The 18,181-nt window shown below is 59.5% G+C and carries 19 protein-coding genes and 2 pseudogenes; 17 read left to right on the forward strand and 4 right to left on the reverse strand.

What is annotated here, in order from left to right:
* The 7 genes from JCM25156_RS01075 to JCM25156_RS30360 all read left to right on the forward strand — a co-directional run.
* Nucleotides 1-880, forward strand: an 880-nt coding sequence (locus JCM25156_RS01075) for a DotG/IcmE/VirB10 family type IV secretion system protein (protein ID WP_025811666.1), incomplete at its 5' end; no start/stop codon positions are given.
* Nucleotides 881-1,557: 677 nt separating this feature from the next.
* On the forward strand, nucleotides 1,558-2,082 hold the full coding sequence (locus JCM25156_RS30355; RefSeq protein ID WP_242402358.1) for a hypothetical protein: 525 nt from the start codon (nucleotides 1,558-1,560) through the stop codon (nucleotides 2,080-2,082).
* 46 nt (nucleotides 2,083-2,128) lie between these two features.
* Complete coding sequence (locus tag JCM25156_RS01085) at nucleotides 2,129-2,674, forward strand: hypothetical protein (RefSeq protein WP_025811668.1); 546 nt, start codon at nucleotides 2,129-2,131, stop codon at nucleotides 2,672-2,674.
* A 901-nt stretch (nucleotides 2,675-3,575) separates the two neighbouring features.
* Nucleotides 3,576-3,848, forward strand: coding sequence for a BrnT family toxin (locus JCM25156_RS28440; protein ID WP_025811670.1), 273 nt, complete (start codon nucleotides 3,576-3,578; stop codon nucleotides 3,846-3,848).
* On the forward strand, nucleotides 3,817-4,095 hold the full coding sequence (locus tag JCM25156_RS28445) for a helix-turn-helix domain-containing protein (protein WP_003625676.1): 279 nt from the start codon (nucleotides 3,817-3,819) through the stop codon (nucleotides 4,093-4,095). The genes JCM25156_RS28440 and JCM25156_RS28445 overlap by 32 nt, the downstream gene beginning before the upstream one ends.
* Before the next feature lie 238 nt (nucleotides 4,096-4,333).
* Nucleotides 4,334-4,753: a hypothetical protein gene (locus JCM25156_RS01100; protein WP_019091448.1), complete on the forward strand. Its 420-nt coding sequence runs from the start codon at nucleotides 4,334-4,336 to the stop codon at nucleotides 4,751-4,753.
* A gap of 274 nt (nucleotides 4,754-5,027) precedes the next feature.
* A complete protein-coding gene (locus JCM25156_RS30360) occupies nucleotides 5,028-5,429 on the forward strand; it encodes a hypothetical protein (protein ID WP_227000651.1) in 402 nt (133 codons plus the stop codon).
* Nucleotides 5,430-5,505: 76 nt separating this feature from the next.
* Here JCM25156_RS30360 and JCM25156_RS30365 read toward each other — a convergent pair whose 3' ends face one another.
* Nucleotides 5,506-5,679, reverse strand: coding sequence for a hypothetical protein (locus JCM25156_RS30365; RefSeq protein ID WP_242402359.1), 174 nt, complete (start codon nucleotides 5,677-5,679; stop codon nucleotides 5,506-5,508).
* A 263-nt stretch (nucleotides 5,680-5,942) separates the two neighbouring features.
* Here JCM25156_RS30365 and JCM25156_RS20465 point away from each other — a divergent pair, with 263 nt between their 5' ends.
* The gene (locus JCM25156_RS20465; RefSeq protein ID WP_242402360.1) at nucleotides 5,943-8,525 is read left to right on the forward strand and encodes an ATP-binding protein; all 2,583 of its coding nucleotides are present in this window, start codon (nucleotides 5,943-5,945) and stop codon (nucleotides 8,523-8,525) included.
* 168 nt (nucleotides 8,526-8,693) lie between these two features.
* Here the strand turns inward: JCM25156_RS20465 and JCM25156_RS01115 are convergent, their stop codons facing one another.
* Together JCM25156_RS01115 and JCM25156_RS01120 are read right to left on the reverse strand one after the other, a co-directional pair.
* A complete protein-coding gene (locus JCM25156_RS01115) occupies nucleotides 8,694-9,926 on the reverse strand; it encodes a type II toxin-antitoxin system HipA family toxin (protein WP_025811680.1) in 1,233 nt (410 codons plus the stop codon).
* Complete coding sequence (locus tag JCM25156_RS01120) at nucleotides 9,926-10,303, reverse strand: helix-turn-helix domain-containing protein (RefSeq protein ID WP_025811682.1); 378 nt, start codon at nucleotides 10,301-10,303, stop codon at nucleotides 9,926-9,928. The genes JCM25156_RS01115 and JCM25156_RS01120 overlap by 1 nt, the downstream gene beginning before the upstream one ends.
* Nucleotides 10,304-10,514: 211 nt before the next feature.
* On the opposite strand from JCM25156_RS01120, the gene JCM25156_RS01125 reads away from it, so the two are divergent.
* Nucleotides 10,515-11,675: a pyridoxal phosphate-dependent aminotransferase gene (locus JCM25156_RS01125; protein WP_025811684.1), complete on the forward strand. Its 1,161-nt coding sequence runs from the start codon at nucleotides 10,515-10,517 to the stop codon at nucleotides 11,673-11,675.
* 210 nt (nucleotides 11,676-11,885) lie between these two features.
* Here JCM25156_RS01125 and JCM25156_RS20470 read toward each other — a convergent pair.
* Nucleotides 11,886-12,273: pseudogene (locus JCM25156_RS20470) on the reverse strand (hypothetical protein).
* 269 nt (nucleotides 12,274-12,542) lie between these two features.
* Between JCM25156_RS20470 and JCM25156_RS01135 the strand changes: the two are divergent.
* The 8 genes and pseudogenes from JCM25156_RS01135 (at nucleotide 12,543) to JCM25156_RS01165 (ending at nucleotide 18,180) form a co-directional block, all read left to right on the forward strand.
* Nucleotides 12,543-13,058, forward strand: a complete 516-nt coding sequence (locus JCM25156_RS01135; RefSeq protein ID WP_034957961.1) for a DotD/TraH family lipoprotein — start codon at nucleotides 12,543-12,545, stop codon at nucleotides 13,056-13,058.
* Nucleotides 13,051-14,091, forward strand: coding sequence for a type IV secretory system conjugative DNA transfer family protein (locus JCM25156_RS20475; protein ID WP_034957963.1), 1,041 nt, complete (start codon nucleotides 13,051-13,053; stop codon nucleotides 14,089-14,091). Before JCM25156_RS01135 ends, JCM25156_RS20475 begins: the two co-directional genes overlap by 8 nt.
* Nucleotides 14,088-15,251 (forward strand): type IV pilus twitching motility protein PilT, encoded by a 1,164-nt coding sequence (locus tag JCM25156_RS01145; protein ID WP_007396180.1) that lies wholly within the window; start codon nucleotides 14,088-14,090, stop codon nucleotides 15,249-15,251. The genes JCM25156_RS20475 and JCM25156_RS01145 overlap by 4 nt, the downstream gene beginning before the upstream one ends.
* A complete protein-coding gene (gene icmT / locus JCM25156_RS27365; RefSeq protein WP_242402362.1) occupies nucleotides 15,251-15,568 on the forward strand; it encodes an IcmT/TraK family protein in 318 nt (105 codons plus the stop codon). The genes JCM25156_RS01145 and icmT overlap by 1 nt, the downstream gene beginning before the upstream one ends.
* On the forward strand, nucleotides 15,495-15,917 hold the full coding sequence (locus JCM25156_RS01150; protein ID WP_025811690.1) for a hypothetical protein: 423 nt from the start codon (nucleotides 15,495-15,497) through the stop codon (nucleotides 15,915-15,917). The genes icmT and JCM25156_RS01150 overlap by 74 nt, the downstream gene beginning before the upstream one ends.
* Entirely contained in the window at nucleotides 15,914-16,423 is a 510-nt protein-coding gene (locus JCM25156_RS01155; protein WP_025811692.1) for a lytic transglycosylase domain-containing protein, read from the forward strand. Before JCM25156_RS01150 ends, JCM25156_RS01155 begins: the two co-directional genes overlap by 4 nt.
* Nucleotides 16,420-17,600: pseudogene (locus JCM25156_RS32295) on the forward strand (secretion/conjugation apparatus DotM-related subunit). The gene JCM25156_RS01155 and the pseudogene JCM25156_RS32295 overlap by 4 nt, the downstream one beginning before the upstream one ends.
* Nucleotides 17,575-18,180, forward strand: a complete 606-nt coding sequence (locus JCM25156_RS01165; protein ID WP_025811693.1) for a hypothetical protein — start codon at nucleotides 17,575-17,577, stop codon at nucleotides 18,178-18,180. The pseudogene JCM25156_RS32295 and the gene JCM25156_RS01165 overlap by 26 nt, the downstream one beginning before the upstream one ends.
* Nucleotide 18,181: the final 1 nt, after the last annotated feature.

The raw sequence follows: 18,181 nt of genomic DNA on the forward strand, positions 1-18,181 counted from the left end.
CAACCCGGCGATGGCCAAGGCCGCCGCAGCGCCAGCCCCGCACGCGCCTGAGGTCGTACCAAGCGTTCCCGTCGTACCAGTGCAGACGGATACAGCCTTCCGTGCTGCCATGCCACGTGACCCGCAGCTCCAGAAGGACGCAATCGCCGCATACAGACATGCGATCATGGATCTTGCAGGCCGTCTTGATGGACGCCTTCCGGTCACAAATGTCCTGTATGAAAAGACGGAAACCGGAAGGGAGCAGACAAAAAAACCGGCGGTTTCCCCTTCGATAACTTCGGCGGCGACAGCAAATTCCCAGACTTCTCTCTCCCGCGTTCTTGTTCCTGCCGGACGGGGGATTTACGCCCATACGGTTTCAGCAACCAACAGCGATCTCGGGGGAGAAATCATCCTGGAAGCTGATTCAGGTCCACTCGCTGGCGACAGGATGAAAGCATCCGTCAGAAGGGCCGGGGGACATCTGAACAGGCTGGTTGTCCGCGTTGATCAGGTCTTCCATAAGAATGATCCGACCCCGATCCAGGTCGAAGGTATGGTGGTTGCGCCGGACACCATGGAAGCTGCCGTGGCCTCAAGCGTTGACCAGCTATACGTCGAGCGCTTTGTTCTTCCCGCCGCTGCCGCCTTTGTCCAAGGGCTCGGGCAGGCGATCGAGATGACGTCGAACACGACCGGTTCGATCGGAGCCCTCGGCAACGTCAACTACGTCCAGTCACTGAATTTCCCGCAACAACTGGGCGTGGCGGCCGGTGCAGCGGCCTCGCAGGTCAACAGCGCGCTCATGCAGCAGATGCCGACCCAGCCGCGCGTAAATCTTGCCGCTCAGGTCAGTGTTGGCGTGATCTTCATGTCGGACGTCGTCATGAAGAAGTAAGTTTTCGGGCACCGGTCGCATGATATCGGCGAATTCTGCACTCTCTACCAGAAGGCAGCATTCACCATGACCTCAGCCGCAACCGCAACGACGTCCCGGGATCCGTTCAGCGCGGATCGCGGCATTGAACCTGTCCCGTTTCGCAAGCTGGGCACGACGCCCGAGCCTGACCCTTCGCCCACGCCGGACACAATTGCCGAGCCTCTCTCTCCTCACCCGCAACCTGTGACAGCAGCACCTGACAGAAACCGACCCGTTCCACATGCAATAGCCCTTTTCAGGGCGCTTCCGCGTCGCAGGCAGGTCATGATCGCGGGTACTGCCGTCGCAGTCTGCTCTCCCTCTTCCTCGTGATGGGCATAACAAAGAGGCAGGCGTCTCCCGTGGCCCAGGAAGTCGGAATGATTTCCGCTCCGCTGCCATCAGGCCCCAAAGCGTCTCCCGCGCCGGGACACTCACCTACATCATCGCCATCATCGCCGGCACCTCAGGTCTCGGCTACAGATGAGGATCTCAAGGCACTTCTTGCGATGAAAAAGCCGCCCCATCCCGCCGGCCCAATACCGGCTACCCCGTCGGCCGAGAACACGCCCGCGCAGAAACACGACACTGGCATCGAAAAGGCTGTTCCGACGGACGATGCGGTCCAGAAAGCAAGCCGCCTGCAAGCGGCTCCCATGACATCGGACGACCAGTTGCAGGTGCTGCAGCTTGTAACGGAAGAAGCAGCACTGGTGCAGCGGACCCGCAGCGAGATCGCAGCGCTCCGGCAGGATCTTGACCGGCTGCGTATCGCAGATACGGCAAAGGCTTCGGATCTCAACCGCCGGATGTCGCTCCTCGAAGCGAAACGAGCCGTGGCCGACGCCGAAGCACCCCCGTCAGATGGACCGGCCACCACACGTGCCGCAGCCGACAAGGCACGGGCAGCCCTGGAAGCCGCGGCGGCCGAGCCGCAGCCAACACCAACGCCGCCGCAATTTCCAGCGTCCCGGACAGCGAAAATGCGTCAGGCGCCTCCTGCTCCGCCCCCGACATGGACGCCGCACTACCGGATACTTGCTGCATCTCCCAGCTTGCCATGGTGCAGGACGACGCTGCGCCGGCCGGGCAACCGCCGCAGTCCGAAATCGAAATCGGCACCGATCTCCGCGGATATGGTCGAGTGCGCGCCATCTCTCAACGCGGCACGATGTGGGTGATCCAGGCTGAACGCGGCATCATCCAGTAAGGCAAGGAGACATCGACGTGCAAGGTCTGGTCAACCTCGTCAACGATCTCGCTCTCGCCATGGCCTGGCTGCTGCCAATGGCCTGCTATATTGCAGCCTGGATTGCCTTCCTGACCGGGACATGGGGATTATGGCAGCAGCGCCAGCCCCAGAACCCGTTCGTCGGCCGTCCCTGGGTGCCCTGGATCGGGATTGTCCTCTCCGGCGTCTTCGCCACTTTTGACAGGATACTCACCAAATCCACCACCTCTGCCGGTCTCGATACGCAGGTTTCGCTGGGAGCTTCTGTCACCGGCTATACGGATGCCGCGACCGGAAGCGTCATTTCCGGGACCGGCCCAGAGGATGCCATCCTGTCAATCGTCAGTGATTTCGCCCTGTTCTTCGAAATGTTCGGCGCCTGGGCGGCGTTCATGGCGGTCGTTGCGTGGAACGCGTCGGCGACCGGAAAAACAAACCGCTCAAAACTCAGTTGCCTCATCCAGTTCGTTTTCGGCGTGATCCTCCTCAATCCCGTCAAGGAAGCAACCTGGATCCTGAGCCACTGGACAACGTCCGGCTAAAATCATAACCCAACCCGTAGCGCTGAGATTAGCTAAGGTTCGACCTTCCTGCGCATTTTTTTGATAACCGATAAACATGATAAAATTGGGAAATAATAACCCGAAAAAGCGGGGCGCCCCCATCTGGTGAGATGGTCACATATGGCCGTGCGCCAGGGCATTAACCATGCTGGAGCAATCCGCAGCCTGATCGCAAGGGAACTTGAAGCCGCCAAACACGATGACTGGGATGGGTAATCTTGTTCATAACGAGCGGACCAAGCTGCGGGCAAACCTGCAGGATACCGCTGCAGGATCTTGCCTTTCGCTAGGTGTCCTATCTCCTTTGGCTGCGTCATTTTTTAATCTGACAGCCAACCGCATTCCTACTCATATCGTTATCTTGGGAGTCGCTTTCTGGCTGGGAATGGCATATTTTCTCCCTCAACGGGCACAGACCGTTTTAGGGGGGCTTCGAGAATGACCTTTATGCAGTTCTTCGCCTTCATTGGCATGCCAATCATCATTGGTGTTCTTGGTTATGGTATTTCTAAAATACCTATCAAGGATAATTGAAAATTTATCGTCCATTCCAACCAACGGTTGACCGTGTGAAACTTGTTTATAATGAGGGTAACAGACCCATCAAAGTTGAGGCCCGTACAAAAATAGGGATGTATTCGCGGTAGCACCTAAACTACGCTCGATCACTTTCGCTTACTGTTCATATTTTCTAGAAATTAAACAAGAAATATTTTATTATTACTAAATATTCGAGTGATTCTGGATAAAGATATATGCCCCGGATTTTTATGCTATCGGGTATACGAGGTTGATGGCGACCTGTCGAAATGGCTAAAAGTTGCGGGATGCCCGTAGTTTTCACTTTACAGCAACTACGGTAATCCCGTATTATCGTCTCATGGATAACAGGTTTGACCCCGCAAAAGACCTCGCCAACCAAAAAAAGCACAAACTGTCTCTGGCCTTTGGCGACCGTATTTTCGAGGACGATAATCACCTGATCTTGCCCACCATCCGCATTGAGGATGAGGAGGATCGCTACAAAGTGGTTGGCGTCGTGGGCGAGAAGCTGTTCACCGGTGTGTTTGTCTGGCGGGACGATCTGCCCCGCTTTATTTCCGTGAGAAGGAGCAACAAAGGTGAAGAGAGAGCATATCATTCTACCTGCTGATCCGGCGGATTCCGAAGACCGCGCGGTATCCATCGAAGGCATGGAGCGTGGGCAAAGGGCGCGGTTGATCCGTAAAACCCGTAACGATCTCGGTCTGTCTCAGGTCGAGTTTGCCAGCCGTTTCCGCGTTCCTGTCGGCACGTTACGGGACTGGGAGCAGGCACGGGCGATGGCCCCCGACTTCGCTGTAGCCTACGTTCGGGTCATCGGACGGCACCCCGATATGGTAGCTCAGGCAGTGGCCTGAGCTGCCTTCCCAACGAGCCGGGGATTCAGCCCATCAACCCCAAACGCCGGATAGCCATTTTTATACCAAAGTCATAGTGTACCGTTCGACAAGATAGATTTTTTCGGAAAAAACATTCGCAGTCGCATGTTACTGGCCGAAGACTCCTCCGAGGGACATGCCTCCCTCTTTAACGGAGCCCTTGACCATGAACCTCTCTCGCACAAGCATCCCCGACACGGGGCGATTGACGCGTCTTGTGACCAAACGGGTCGGATACAGCCAGCGTGCCGTCACGGCACTTGGCACATTGGCCGTCCCGATCCTCATTGCCAGCCATGCGCTGGCCCAATCCGCAACCGGCAGCGCAAACGGTATCGGGGCCCAGATGCAGGCCACCGCCCAGGAGGGGCTGACAGCGGGCGGCTTTGTCGCTGCAGCATGCATGTATGTCGCTGCCTTCATCTGCTTCATCGGCGGCGTATGGGCGGCCTGGCAGAGCCGCAACGAACAGAACCGTTCGCCCGGAAAGGTCGGTATGGCAATCGCCGGCATCGTGCTGTGCGGTCTGTTCGCAACGGGTCCGCAGTGGATCAACAAGGCTGCCAACACCGCGTCCGGTGGCTCGGCAACCGTTGGTACGCAGGCTCAGGCCTATCAGTTTACGAGCGGCGGCTAGGAACCCGATCGCAATGGCCCGTCTCACACAGTCTTTCCGGCTGCTGCCGCGCCCATGGGATCCGTCAGCGCCAGGCGCCGGGGAGATGGGTGAGCCGGGCCTTTTCACATGTGCCTGCTGCGGCCTGATAACGCCTGGTCGCAGGTTTCCATGGCACGGTGACGGACCCGGACCTGTCTGCGCCTTATGCAATATCCTGCAGGATCCGACCCGTCCGGCCATCGAACGCGAAGCCGTCCTGATATGGTGGCCGAAACTGTCGCAGACACGCATCATGACCCTGACCCGCTGCGCGCATCAGGCCCTCATGCAGACGCTCGGCAACGGGCCAAACGGACAGGATGTCGTCTGGCATCGTGCAATGGACGCGATCGCGTCAGGGTCGGATACCGCGATGATGCCTGCGCAATGCAAAAGCGCTCTCGCTGTGCTCCGCGCTCTGCACGCGCGGACGGCCGAAGCCCGGCGGCGGCTGGAGACAACGTCTCCCCGACTGCTGGCGACTGCCCTGCTGATGGCGAACCGGGCGGACCCGCAGATCAATGAAAGCGCGACAGCCCTGATGGACGGCATCCGGCTCCTCCCCCTGGGCCGTCTCCATAACGGACCCACCGACATCTACCCGGCGCTTGTCAGGGAATGGCTTGATGCCGATCCCCAACCGGTCATGACATGACAGGATCATATCAATGGGCGGTATTCTTTCCAGTCTGCTGGCCGGCATCAGCCTCGGGCTGCGCCAGCCCCTTGCCTCATTCTGCGATGTGGAAAGTACGCACGGGGACCATCTCATCACCAAACGCGGTGAATATGTCTCCGTACTGCGCATCAATGGCCTGCGTCGCATGTGCACGCGGCAGGAAGTGGAAGCGCTCGCCGAGCAGCAGCGTATCGAATTGCAGGGTCTCCTTGAAGAACGTGGCCATGCCATTGTGGGATGGTATATTTCCGATCCCGAGCGCTCAGGTATCGAGATTGACCGCCTGAGCCTCAATGGCTGCCGGTCCATAGCCCGACAGATCGGAGCGGACCTTTCGGACGTCATCGAAGAGAGGCGCCGGCGCTGGCCAAACGTCATGCGCTGGGAGGCCACCTGTTACGTCCTGTGGACCCGGCCCAGCGTGCTGACACGTGAGGACCGCAAACAGGTGGCAGAGGAACGCAGGACCTTGCCTCCCAGTTTCCCCGCGTGGGCAATACCCAACGTTTTGCCCTGCGCTCCGACATTATGGCCGCCCGTCATGAATCGTTCATTTCGCGCGTCCAGGCAGCCTTGCAGGGGTTCGACATTTCCTGCGAATTCCTCGGTCCACATCAGGCATTGCAGGTCGCGCGCGAAGCGACCTATCGTGAAACGGCGGGCTCCGCCTGGAAACCGACCTTGTTGGGTGACCGGGTAATGCCACGGCTTCCGGACGATCTGGATGACCCGCAGCCACATCCGCAGGGCCTGCTCTGGCCAGCGATCCGGGACCAGATCTTCAATGCCGACGCCGAAACGAAAGGCGGACAGCTCGTGACCGTGGGGGATTATACATACGCCCCGGTCGACATGACGATTGGCCCAGAGGATCCGCGCCCGTTTTCCGAACTCTCCAGCGTGCTTGGCCGCAAGAGACTGCCGTGGCGCAGCGCCATGATCCTGGAGGGTGGCGGCCGCGCCGCCTTCGGCTTCAAGGAAGCCGGAGCCGGGTTTCTGGCGATGTTCCCCGGAAATAGCGACATTCGACGGGCGTTTGCCGCACTCAAGCTGGAGCGCCAGAAAAACAACCATAATTCCGTGCGGATGCGCATGACCGCCACAACCTGGGCTCCGGTTGGAGCAGAGGCGAAGCTGCGACGGCAGGCGTCGGACCTCTCCCAAGCAATTGATGCGTGGGGCAACAGCAAGACAACGCGGATCTCTGGCGATCCGCTGGAGGCGGCCATGGGTTCTGTCCCTGCCCTGGCGCTCGGTTCGACTGCGACCTCATCGCTCGCTCTTGTCGGTGACGCGTTCTCCATGATGCCGTGGGCACGCAGTGCGTCACCGTGGCAGAGGGGATCCATTCTCTTCCGCAAACCCGATGGTTCAATCTGGCCCTATGATCCGACCGGGGGCGGGCTACGCCCATCCGTCGTAGACATTATCATCGCCCCGCCTGGCGGCGGAAAATCCGTTCTGGCCAATACCATTCTGCTGGGCTTGATCCTCAGCAGCGCCGCGATCAGCAGCCACGGCACGAAGCTCCCCTATATCGGCAAGCTCGATATCGGGCCGTCCTCGCGCGGACTGATCGAGATGCTGCGCAACGCGCTTGGCCCCGAACGCCAGCACGAGGCGGTTTACGTCAAGATGCAGGCAATCCCGGGCTTCGAGGTCAATGTCTTCGATACCCAGGTCGGACTGGAATATCCTCTGCCACTCGAGCGCGTTTTCCTGCAGAATTTCATCTCGCTCCTTGCTACGCCGCTGGATGGCAGGCCGTGGGAGGGCATGGACCATCTGGTAGAGGACGTGATTGATGAAGCCTACCGCCTCTGTACCGGGGTGCAGGGGGGCACGCCCAAAATCTACACTCCGGGGATCGAGCCCGACGTCGATGCCGCAATAACATCGCTGGGCATCAGCCTGCCCCACCATGCGGGAGAGGACGATCCGACATGGTGGCGGGATGTCGTCGATGCCCTTGTCAATCTCAGGGAATACCGCCTTGCAGGTTTTGCCCAGCGCCATGCAGTACCGGTCCTGCAGGATCTGCTGATTGCGGCCCGCAGCCCGGAAATCGAAAAACGCTATTCCAAGATCACCCTGGAAACTGGAGAAAGCCTGATCGACACGTTTGATCGCTACATCATGAACGTGATCAAGAATTTTCCCATGCTGGCGTCCCCGACAAGGCTGGATATGGGGGACGCGCGCGTGATCGTTCTCGATCTTGCCGAGGTGGCACCATCCGGCTCTCCCGCGGCCAACCGCCAGACAGCGCTCATGTATATGCTTGGCCGCCATATCCTGGCCCGGAATTTCTTTCTCCATCCCGATTATGCCGACGACCCGCATATGCCCCCGTCCATGCGGGACTATCATCTCGCCCGCTTCACTGAGATGTATGAAACGACGAAGCGTGTCGACTTCGATGAGTGGCACCGTACCGAACCAGCGCCCCAGGTAGACAAGCAGGCTGTCCGCGACGGCCGCGAGGGGCGCAAGCACAACGTCCAACTCGCCTTCATTTCACAGAACCATACCGATTTCAGCGAGGACCTTTACAAGATATCAACCGCCCGATGGGTCCTCAAATGCGGTGATCAGGAGACGGCAGACAGCCTTATCCGACGCTTTAAGCTGTCCGATGCCAGCGCCTATGTGATCCGCAACGCACTGCCGGGACCGGGAAAGAATGGTGCGCCATTCTTCGTGGACATGTCGGCCGGAGAAGCAAAGTATGAACAGCTTCTGGTGAACGTCCTGGGGCCAATCGAACTCTGGTCTTTCTCGACGACGCCTGGCGACACGGCGCTCCGTTCGCGCCTTTACAAACGGATCCACTTTGCTCGAGCCCTGCGGATGCTCGCCACCGTATTTCCCTCGGGAACAGCAAACAGCGAGATCGAACGCAGAAAAAGCGAGCGCATGAATGTTTTCGGTCTCGCGACCGATGAAGCGTTTGCCGGCGTTCTGGATGAACTGGCGGATGAGATCGTGGAAGGTAGAGGCGTGGCCGCAGGATTGTATGAAACCCTGCGCGCCATTGATGAACAATCGGAACTCGAATTTACCATTGGGTAGAAGGTGACCGATATTTTCCTGACGGCCTCACATCCCGATCATTGCGGACACAATGATGTTGACCATGCTGTTCGATCAATAGCGCGGCGACGTCTGGCAGGGATAGATTCGACAAATTTATGTGTCGTATCTGGCATATTATACGATATTATCAGTCATATGTGACTATCAGATCGTTAGCGCGATCCCGATCTGATCGTTTATGAAGGCGGCTTCATAATGACGCGCCATCGCCCCGGAAACACCAACCTCTCGCAGAACAGGCCTCCACTCATCCGAAATTCGCCGCGCTGTCACGCGGATCATCTGCCGGGCCTCAGCAGGGGTAATTTCGAAGAATTCACACGCCTCCAGTGCCAGACGGATGGACCGATCATGCGGACCGCCCTCCAGTATCGCCGTTTCCAGATGCGGGTTACGGTCGGGTGCTGGATTCACATCGAAAACGGGGGATAACCGCCAGTGTCCAGCGCCCACATAGAGAAATCCGTGATTTTTCAGATGATCGTCCTTATTTGACACGAGAATAGTATAAACCAGACGCAGGAAGAGTTCGCGGAACTCTGCCTGGGGATCGGCGGCATAGGTCCGGATAAAATCGACAATCTCCGTATAGGAACCCAGTTCCGTTCCGGTTTTCCCCAGAGCAGTCCTCGCCGAAATATAAGGAATCCGGCCAGCCCCACGCCGATCAAACCGCTGGATCAGAGCCACAGGAAACGGCGTTTCAGCCAGTTCCAGCCTGACCTCTGGCGTCCGGATTCCGCATGCTCTTGCCAGACGAAGCGTGGCAACTTCAATACGTTCTATTGGCCACTGGTCGTGAACCGAGGTAAATTTTGCAAGCCAGAGCACATCGCCGTCCCGAACATTGGCCTTCGGTCGCGCCCCACCCGAACCACCTGCACCAGCGAGCGCCTGCATATCCCTTTCGGATATGTCCTTGCCCTGTTCATATGCCCGCGCGATAGCCGTAATAGCGGCAAGATCGACCAGACGCGGTATGATGTCATCGGCGCCGCCACGAATGATTTCTCCGTTATCATCGGCGAAACGAAGCGCACCCTGCCGACATACGTCATCCGACAGTGTGAGATATTCAAACTCGGAAAGCCCATTACCGTAGGCACGCTCGAGAAGCCTGCGCCCCCAACTGTCGGGCGCAGCATCAGCAAAGACACCCGCAAGGGCATCGCGCACGTTCCTTGGCTGGCCAGCCGCATGAAACGGCCCAGAGCCAAGGGGAAAGGTTGGCTGGATGGCAAAGGCCCGAGAATTCTCGACCCAGGCCGGATCATAAGTGAAGGTCGAAAACTGCCGTGGACCTGCCTGCGTAAAACGCAGTTGACCCACGGGAGTCAGGCTGTCGCCAAGAACGACATGGGCGCTGAAATCAGGCATCAGAACGAAGCACCATCCATATCAATAATATCCGCTCCCCCATGCGTGGCCTTATCCTTATCCTGCTGCCTGCGTAACGTGGTCGCAGAAGACCGGCCTCGACGAGGCTGACGTTCAGCAGCCAACGCCAGTCCCAGATCATCCTTGCGGATATCAATCAGGTCGGCCAACCGGTCCAGAAGACCAAGCACGACAAGCACGTCAGCCAGAGTGCCGATCCCCACACCCGGGTCTCCCTTTTCCAGGCGCGCGATGGAACTTGCTGACGTGCCGGCACGAGCGGCTAGGTCGGCTATCGCTATGCCGCGCCGCAGGCGCGCGCCACGAAGGTCACGCCCCAGTCGTTCAAGAGCCGCGCGGGATTTTGGTGAGCCCATTACTATCACTCATATTTGACCGATAATGTGCCTTATACAATCATATATGGAATTCTGCAAACTCCAGCCTCTGCCCTTCACAACACGTTCCTGGCAGGAACTGGCACGTCGCGTAGAAAACGCTGGGCAGACCGCCTGATTTCCAGAGGCAGTTTCTGGTCGCAGGGCGATCATCGCCCTATAAGCCTATTTTCTCCACCTTGAGGTCATGATGCCTGTGCCGCCAATCGATCCCTTCCACGCGCTGTCCAACAGCGCACTGGCGCATGAACTGGCCGCACAGGGGCGCAGCATCATTCATATGGAATTTGGCCAGCCTTCCACCGGCGCGCCAGGCGCGGCGATCGAACGCGCCCAGCACGTGCTGGCGACCGACCCCATGGGCTATTGGGAAAGCCAGCCCCTGAAGGAACGGATTGCCCTGCACTATGACGAAACATATGGCGTTTCGCTCCAGCCTGAACAGATTATCCTGACCTGTGGCGCATCACCCGCGCTGGTTCTGGCGCTCATGACCAGTTTTGTGCCCGGCGCGCGTGTGGCCATGGCGCGACCGGGCTATGTGGCCTACCGCAATGTGGTACGCTCACTCCATATGGAACCGGTTGAAATTCCGTGTGGGGAAAAAGAACGCTTCCAGTTGACCCCCCATGCCATTGCAGAGCTTGATCCCGCTCCCGACGGGCTGATCCTGGCCAGTCCGGCCAACCCCACCGGTACCATCCTGTCTGCAAATGAAATACGGCGCATTGTTGACGTCTGTCGCGCGCACGGGATCTGCATCATATCGGATGAAATCTATCACGGCCTGAGTTTTGGCGAACGCGCGCACAGTATTCTGGAATATGATCCCGATGCGCTGGTGGTAAACAGTTTTTCCAAATACTTCAGCATGGCGCCGTGGCGGCTGGGATGGCTGGTTGTCCCGCCAGCAAAGGTGGAAGCCGCCCGCGCGCGGATGGGTAACCTGTTCCTGCCGCCCGCCGCCCTCAGCCAGCACGCGGCCCTTGCCGCCTTCGATTGCCGCGATGAGCTTGAAGGGCATATGGAAACCTACCGGCGCAATCGTGACCTGCTGCTGCGTGCCCTGCCCGAAATGGGGCTGCGCCATATCGCGCCACCAGATGGAGCGTTCTATATCTATGCCGATATCCGGCACCTGACGGATGACAGCATGGCGTTTTGCAAGCGCCTGTTGCTGGATACGGGTGTTACGACAGCACCGGGCATTGATTTCGACCCCATAGACGGGAAATACTTCATCCGTTTCAGCTTTGCGGTCGCAACGGACCAGATTGAAGAAGCCATCCGCCGCATGGTCCCATGGTTTCGTCACCAGAAGGACCGCTTACCCGTCAATGCAGTGACTTAAAGGGGGATATACGTCTGGAGCGCGTATGGCTGTGTTTCTGATCAGGAGACATGCGAATACGCACTTACCATGACCCACTACTACGGACCATGCAGGGGGTTTCTTCCAACTTAAGTTCTGCGGCACACGTCTTCATTATAGTCAGCCCCTGCTGCATGCCTTACCCAGATCAATACATTCATACCGAACCATTACCTGCCTGCGATATTACTACCTCAAGCCACTGCTGGAGCTGAAATGCGAGGTGGCAAAACTATGCTTCAGCACGATCCCGTTACTCAACACAACAGTCAGCATCTTGCTTTTGTTATTTGATCTTTCTCCACGCATGCCAAGTCCGACTACGTCCTGCGCTATTGAAAGACCATCCTCTGCCGGACGTAAAACTATAAATCCAGACCTCATAACCATCTTCATAGGTTTTCTGCCCCGGTTCACCGTAAATCTGACGCACCTGGGATGAAGTTGTCACACCATCATGAATATTCTGATCAACTTCCGCGATGGTTGTTTTTTTTATGGAAGCATCACCCGTGGACGAACAGGCACTCGTGCCTGCAATGATCGCCATCACGATGGCCGTTCTGATGATCTTCATCCTGCACTCTACCCTCTCGGCTACATATCATCGACATACCTCATTGTGTCCCATCGATACAGATTGTTCAGCGCACATCAAATGCTTGGTAGGACTGTCAGCAACATGAATGGCTGCCGGTGATCCCCTCACGTTCAGAGCCAAAAACAGAAAAGGGTTGCTCCTGTCCCACGCAATTCTGCGCGTCAATCCGGCGACAGCATACCCCAAAAGAGGACACGAATCCGCTCTCGGGGCCTGCATGAAATAAAAAGCAACGCAGCCAATTTTTGCTGCAGCAGTCGCAAGATGATCTTCGAAGCTTCTTCCGTTATCCGGAGAAGCTCATGAAACATTCTCTGCTCATTTTTCTTTTGCCCATGGCGCTCAACGCCTGTGCGCAGAGCCTGTCGTCACCTTCTCCCATTGCGACGACCGGCATGGCCAATCCTGAACTGGCCTTGCAGCGGTCAATAGCAGAGACCACGACTGATCTTCGGGAACTTGGCAGCATCCGCCCGTCTCCGGTCGTGGCATCTGCCAACCAACCCCCGCTCCCCGATGACCTGACCCGCCGGATCTGGTTCGTGTGGGACGGCCCGCTGGGCAAGGCCGTCGCAAAACTCGGCCAGGAGATTGGCTATAGCGTGACTGTCACCGGCCATCCCCGAGCAATGCGCGTCGCGACCAACAGCGTTGCTGCCGTGGTGGATATCCTTCGGACATTGGGCGATCAGGCCGGAGATCAGGCCATGGTCTCGGTAGACCCGCTTCACCACGCGATAACGGTGGCCTGGCATGCGTAAGATGACGCTCTTTCTATCTTCGGCCATCGTCGTGACGGCCGCAGGCAGCCCGACCCATGCGGCTTCTGTCTCCACGGGGAAGGTTGTCATTGAGGAGGGGCAGCACGTCCGGCTACCGACATCGTCTCCATCCCCGCCATCGGCCCGCAGCGGCACATTGGTCCCGGAGCCACAGCCGCCCCAGCCGGGTGCGGATCAGGTGGACGAGGCTGACCCCGCCCTTGCCAATCCCATCAATAAACCGGTGACAGGGGCCTCAACGCTCGACGAGGTAGTCGGCGGCGAAGCGCCTTCCTCTCTTGAGGCCCTTCAGAACACCCGCCCCAATGACGAGCCAGGCGATGACCTGAAACCCGGCCGAAGCACCCAGCTTCGGGAAGCCGCGCATATTTACGGCGCGCAGGGCGGTCTGGCCGCCCGGGCATTCGCCATCAACGAGATGCTGCGGCGCCATGAGGAGACACTCGACGCCACTTATGATTTCCGATCGATCGTGCTTCCGATCGGGAGTGGCCAGACCCTCATGCAGCCCCCGATCGTCACCGAGGCACAGATGGCCTTTGCGCTCAATGACACCGGCCAGGTGGCGCACGAGACAGAATGTGTTTTCGAGATCACCCGGGAGGCACAACTGACATCCGCGCCCCCGGACTGGCGCACGTATCTCGTCCGGACATGGGGCAAACCGCATCACCCGGTAGCGGCGGCCCTGCCTCGCACAAAGGCGGAAGTGTCACACTGGAACCAGTGGGTGGCCGAAGGCTGGGCAGACGGAGAGAAGCAGGCAACCGAGATCTTCCTCTCCGATCTGTCGCGCCTGCAGCGCGACATTACCGGCATGGCCCGCTACCGGGTGCTGCTGAACGCCGGGCGCGTCGAAGAACCGCGCGTCGTGTTCGAGCACCAGGATGCCGTGGGAGGAGGAGACACCCTCCACCTCAATGACCGCACGATCCGGATCGCGAGCCAGCCGGGGCTTCAGGGCCACGTCCGGCGCGGAAGCGATTACGGTTATCCGGAGCATTGCCGATGAATATCACCATCCCCGTCACGACCGACGAACGCTGGCCGGATGAAGGCAGGAAAGCGTTTGCCTGGGTCGAGGAGCGACGGCGTAACGCGCCAGGGCTGGACTCCCTCCTTCGCTGGGCGCATGGCCTCGGCGCCTCGCGCATCGACATCAAGACCGGCCATCCGGTCACGATCAAAGTGCACGGCGTGATCCGCTACGCCACATGCAAAGCGACGGACTCCCTTGCGCTGGCGGATATCGTCGGCCATGTCTATGCCTCTGACGGGATGGCCATGCTTGGTGTCGGCCATATCCTCGATACGGCCTACAGCGTGGCACTGGACCGCAAGGTCAATCTGCGTTTCCGGATCAATCTTTCACCCATTTCGGTCAAGCGGGGCAGCGGCGTCCATATCGTCATGCGTCCGATCCCCGCCCGCCCCGCAAGCCTTGACCAGCAGATGGTCGAACAGGAAATCCGGGACACGAACAGGCTCAAAAGCGGCATGGTCCTGTTTGGCGGGGCAACCGGTTCCGGAAAGACCACGTTGCAATTCGGGCTTGCCATCGAAAAACTCATGGACCCGACCGTATATTGCGACATGGCAACCGGCGAGGAGCCCATCGAGTTCCTGCTGGACGACCTGCGACCGCCTTCAGGCTCGCGGATCAGCCAGACGGAGATCCGCCCCCCCACCCTGACTTTTCCCACATTCACCCGCAGCCTGACACGCCGCGAGATGAGCGATGGCATCATCACGGAATGTCGGGACGGCGAGACCATGAATGCAGCCATCAATATCGCCATGATGGGCGGTATCCTGGGCACGACGCTGCATGCAGACAGCGTCTCCCTCATGATCCAGCGCGCGATCGCGCTCTGTCCCCCCTCGGAACGTGACAACCTGGTCTCGGCCCTCGCTCAGGCGCTCCGGTTCTGCATCAACCAGCGCCTTGTGCCCCGCAAGGGCGGCGGGCGTGTTGCGATCCGCGAATTCCTCACCTTCGATCGTGATCTGCGCCGCAAGCTGACCCGGACCGAGCCAACAGACTGGCCGGACGTCGTGGCCGACGCAGTCGAGGCGCAGGGCCAGTCTTTCGGAAAGGCCATCCGCAAACTGCTTGATGCCGATCTGATCACCGAAGACACCGCTCTGGCGGAAGAAAGGAGAGACGCGTGATGTGGCGTGCAACGGCCTATCCTGTCCGGGTTTTCATTCTCGATGCCCGCAGTTGCTTTCCCATTCTCATCTCCGTGACACACTGGAGCCTCACCACCCTGCTGATCGGGATCTTCGGCGTGGTGTTTTTCGGGACGATCTCGTTTTTCGGGCTGACGCTGCGGCCGCGATACGCTCCATCCGACGCTTTCTCATCGGGCCGGTCCGCACCGCCCTGCCGACATGGCAAAGGAGGCGGTTCTCATGAGCGCGATCGATCTGGCGGCGATCAGTGCCGCGCAGACACGGCTTCTGGCCAAAATCGGCAAGCCGATTGAACTGCTGGACCCTGGGACCGGAAAAAGGGTGGTCGTACCACCGGCTGACGCGGCACACCCCGAAGCCTATCTGCCGGTTTTCCTGATCAGTGCCGAAGCCCTGTGGCTGGAACTGACAGGGACGGGCTTTGCCCTTGATGTCAGCAGGACGCCCGACAGCGCGCTCGGCTATGCCGTACGCAAGGTACGCGCCGGTTCATTTACGGTCGTGATGTTATGTCTGATCGATGTCACGATGAGGCTTGCGGAGATGGACGACGCGCTGGTCCTCAATCATCTGATCGACTTCTGGGGCGAAGCCCATGGCCGGATCGCTGATGTCGCGCCGACCTTGCAGGGGGCGACATGATCCCCCGCCTCGCTCTGGCGGCACTCGGGACGTTTCCCCTTTTTGCCGCCAGCACGACCGCCCGCGCCACGAGCGTCGAAGAAAATGGCCGCCAGATTGCGGCCTGTCTGGAGGCTGCGGCAAAAATCTCCGGCGTGCCCCGTGGCGTGCTGCTCGTCCTCCTCTATGTCGAGGCCGGCCGTCCCGGAATGGTCAGCCCGAACAGTAACGGCACGGCGGATCTCGGGCCGATGCAGGTCAACACGACATGGGTCGATCGCATCGCGAGGCGATGGCACAGCACGCCCGCGCAAACATATGCAGCGCTGCGCGACAGTTCGTGCGCCAATATCGAGGCAGGCGCCTGGATCCTTGGTCAGGCGATGGACGAAGCACACGGCGACCTCTGGCAGGCCGTAGCATTCTATCACTCTCATACCCCACGCCATGGCAACGCCTATCTCCGGCGTTTCTACGACATCGCCCTCACGATGATGGCCAGAAACCGCAGGGGAGATCGCTCATGAGCACGAGCCGCGTCCCATGGTCATCCAGCGATGACTATCTGCTCTTCTCCTCGATCCTCATCATCGTCGGGGTCCTCCTGTTCAGCTACATGGCCTGGGGCCTGTGGCATACGCAGATCACGGCCTTCTATCTGCGGGCCATGCTGGGGCAGATCAACCTGCTGCATACGTCTAATCCCGACCTGATGCGCCTGCAGGTCCAGTTGCAGGCCGCGCAATATCGACCGGATCTGGTGAGGGCGATCCAGCTTTATTATGGCCTTGCAATCCTGGGCAATGCCCTGAAATGGCCGGTGGCCATCGTGATTGCCCTTCTGGGCGGGTTATGCATGTGGCGTGCTGCCCCCGGCCGATTTGCAAAAGCGCTCGATCTGGAAGGTCTGATCGCGGTCCAGGCAGAAATGTTTCCGACACTGAAAGGATTCGTCCGACGCGACTGGACAGGCTTGTAACGCCCACGGATGGTATCCCCCTGCCCGCGGACCCGGCTCTGACACGTGCCGAATGGGGCGCGCGCTTCGCTGTCGATGCACAGGGCCGCTACAGTGAAACCGGCGCGCTCGAGGCGTTCACGCGCCAGTTGGGCCGCCACTGGTCCAGCATCAACGCCGCATCCCCTGTCGAACAGGTGCTTCTCGTTGCCTTTGCGATGCACTACCTCCAGAGGCGCCGGGACGCCCTCGCCCTGCTTGGTGAACTCTCTGCCGGTCTGGCCGACGCCGGCCTTGATGGTCCGCATGGTCCGCTGGCGCCGCTCACGGTGCCAGAGTCCGTTATGAGCAGCGCCCGCTCTGCCCTGCAGGACAAGGAAATCACAAACTGTATCGATACGGTCTGCGAGCGCAGCGGATGGAGCGTGACTGCGCTCATGACCCTGCTGCACGAAGCCCGGCGTCAGGCGGGCGTGCTCGCCCCCTCTTCATTCGCCATCGTGAAGCTCATCGACCGATCATTGTGGTACGCGCTGCACTCACTCGGCTTTCCTGCTGAGATCCCGGCCGAAGACCTTCATCCCAATCCCCGCATCGAGGCCGCCGGCGCGCGTGCGCACTGGAGCGAAGAACGACGCTACCAGCGTCCGATCTACATCCCTGCGGTTGAGAACGCACTCGCCATCCTGCGCCCGATGCCCGCAGCACAAGGATCTTCCCATGACCCGTATCATCCTCCACGCTGATGGCCGGGCACCCATCACCATTGAACTCGACGGGACAGGCTTACAGCCCCTCCATCTCCATCTTGGATCTGATTTCGGGCAGACGGAGACGAGCGATGCGGCACCGACTTTACCAGAAGCGGCAGCAGCACGGCGCTGGCGCCTGAAAAAGGCATTGCCCGCGCTGGTCGCTGGGGGACTGGCCGCCATCCTGATCATCGGCACACGTCAGGCCATGGTTTCCGACCGCGCCGTTCCCGACACCGGGCCCGCTGGCATGCTACGGCCGCCTGCAATTCTACCCCCACTCTCCGGCGCGCCCATGACGGACGAAGGCGCGCCAGGGGTCCGCTCAACCTATGTGCCGGGCGCGCGCATGCCGATCGATGGAAATGTGGTCGGCAATCCCGACGGTCACCCGGCGAGCGCGGAAATCGATGCCGCACGACGCATCATGACGCAGCGGCCTATCACCACTTATCCGCAACCCCCAAGCGGAGCGCAGACAGCGCCGACGGCGCCGGTTTCCCCCACGGCACCAACCGCTCCCGTGGCGCCCACGATCGACACGGGAAAATCTCCTTTCGGGCTGGAAGACTGAC

It is taken from the genome of Komagataeibacter kakiaceti JCM 25156, from assembly GCF_000613305.1.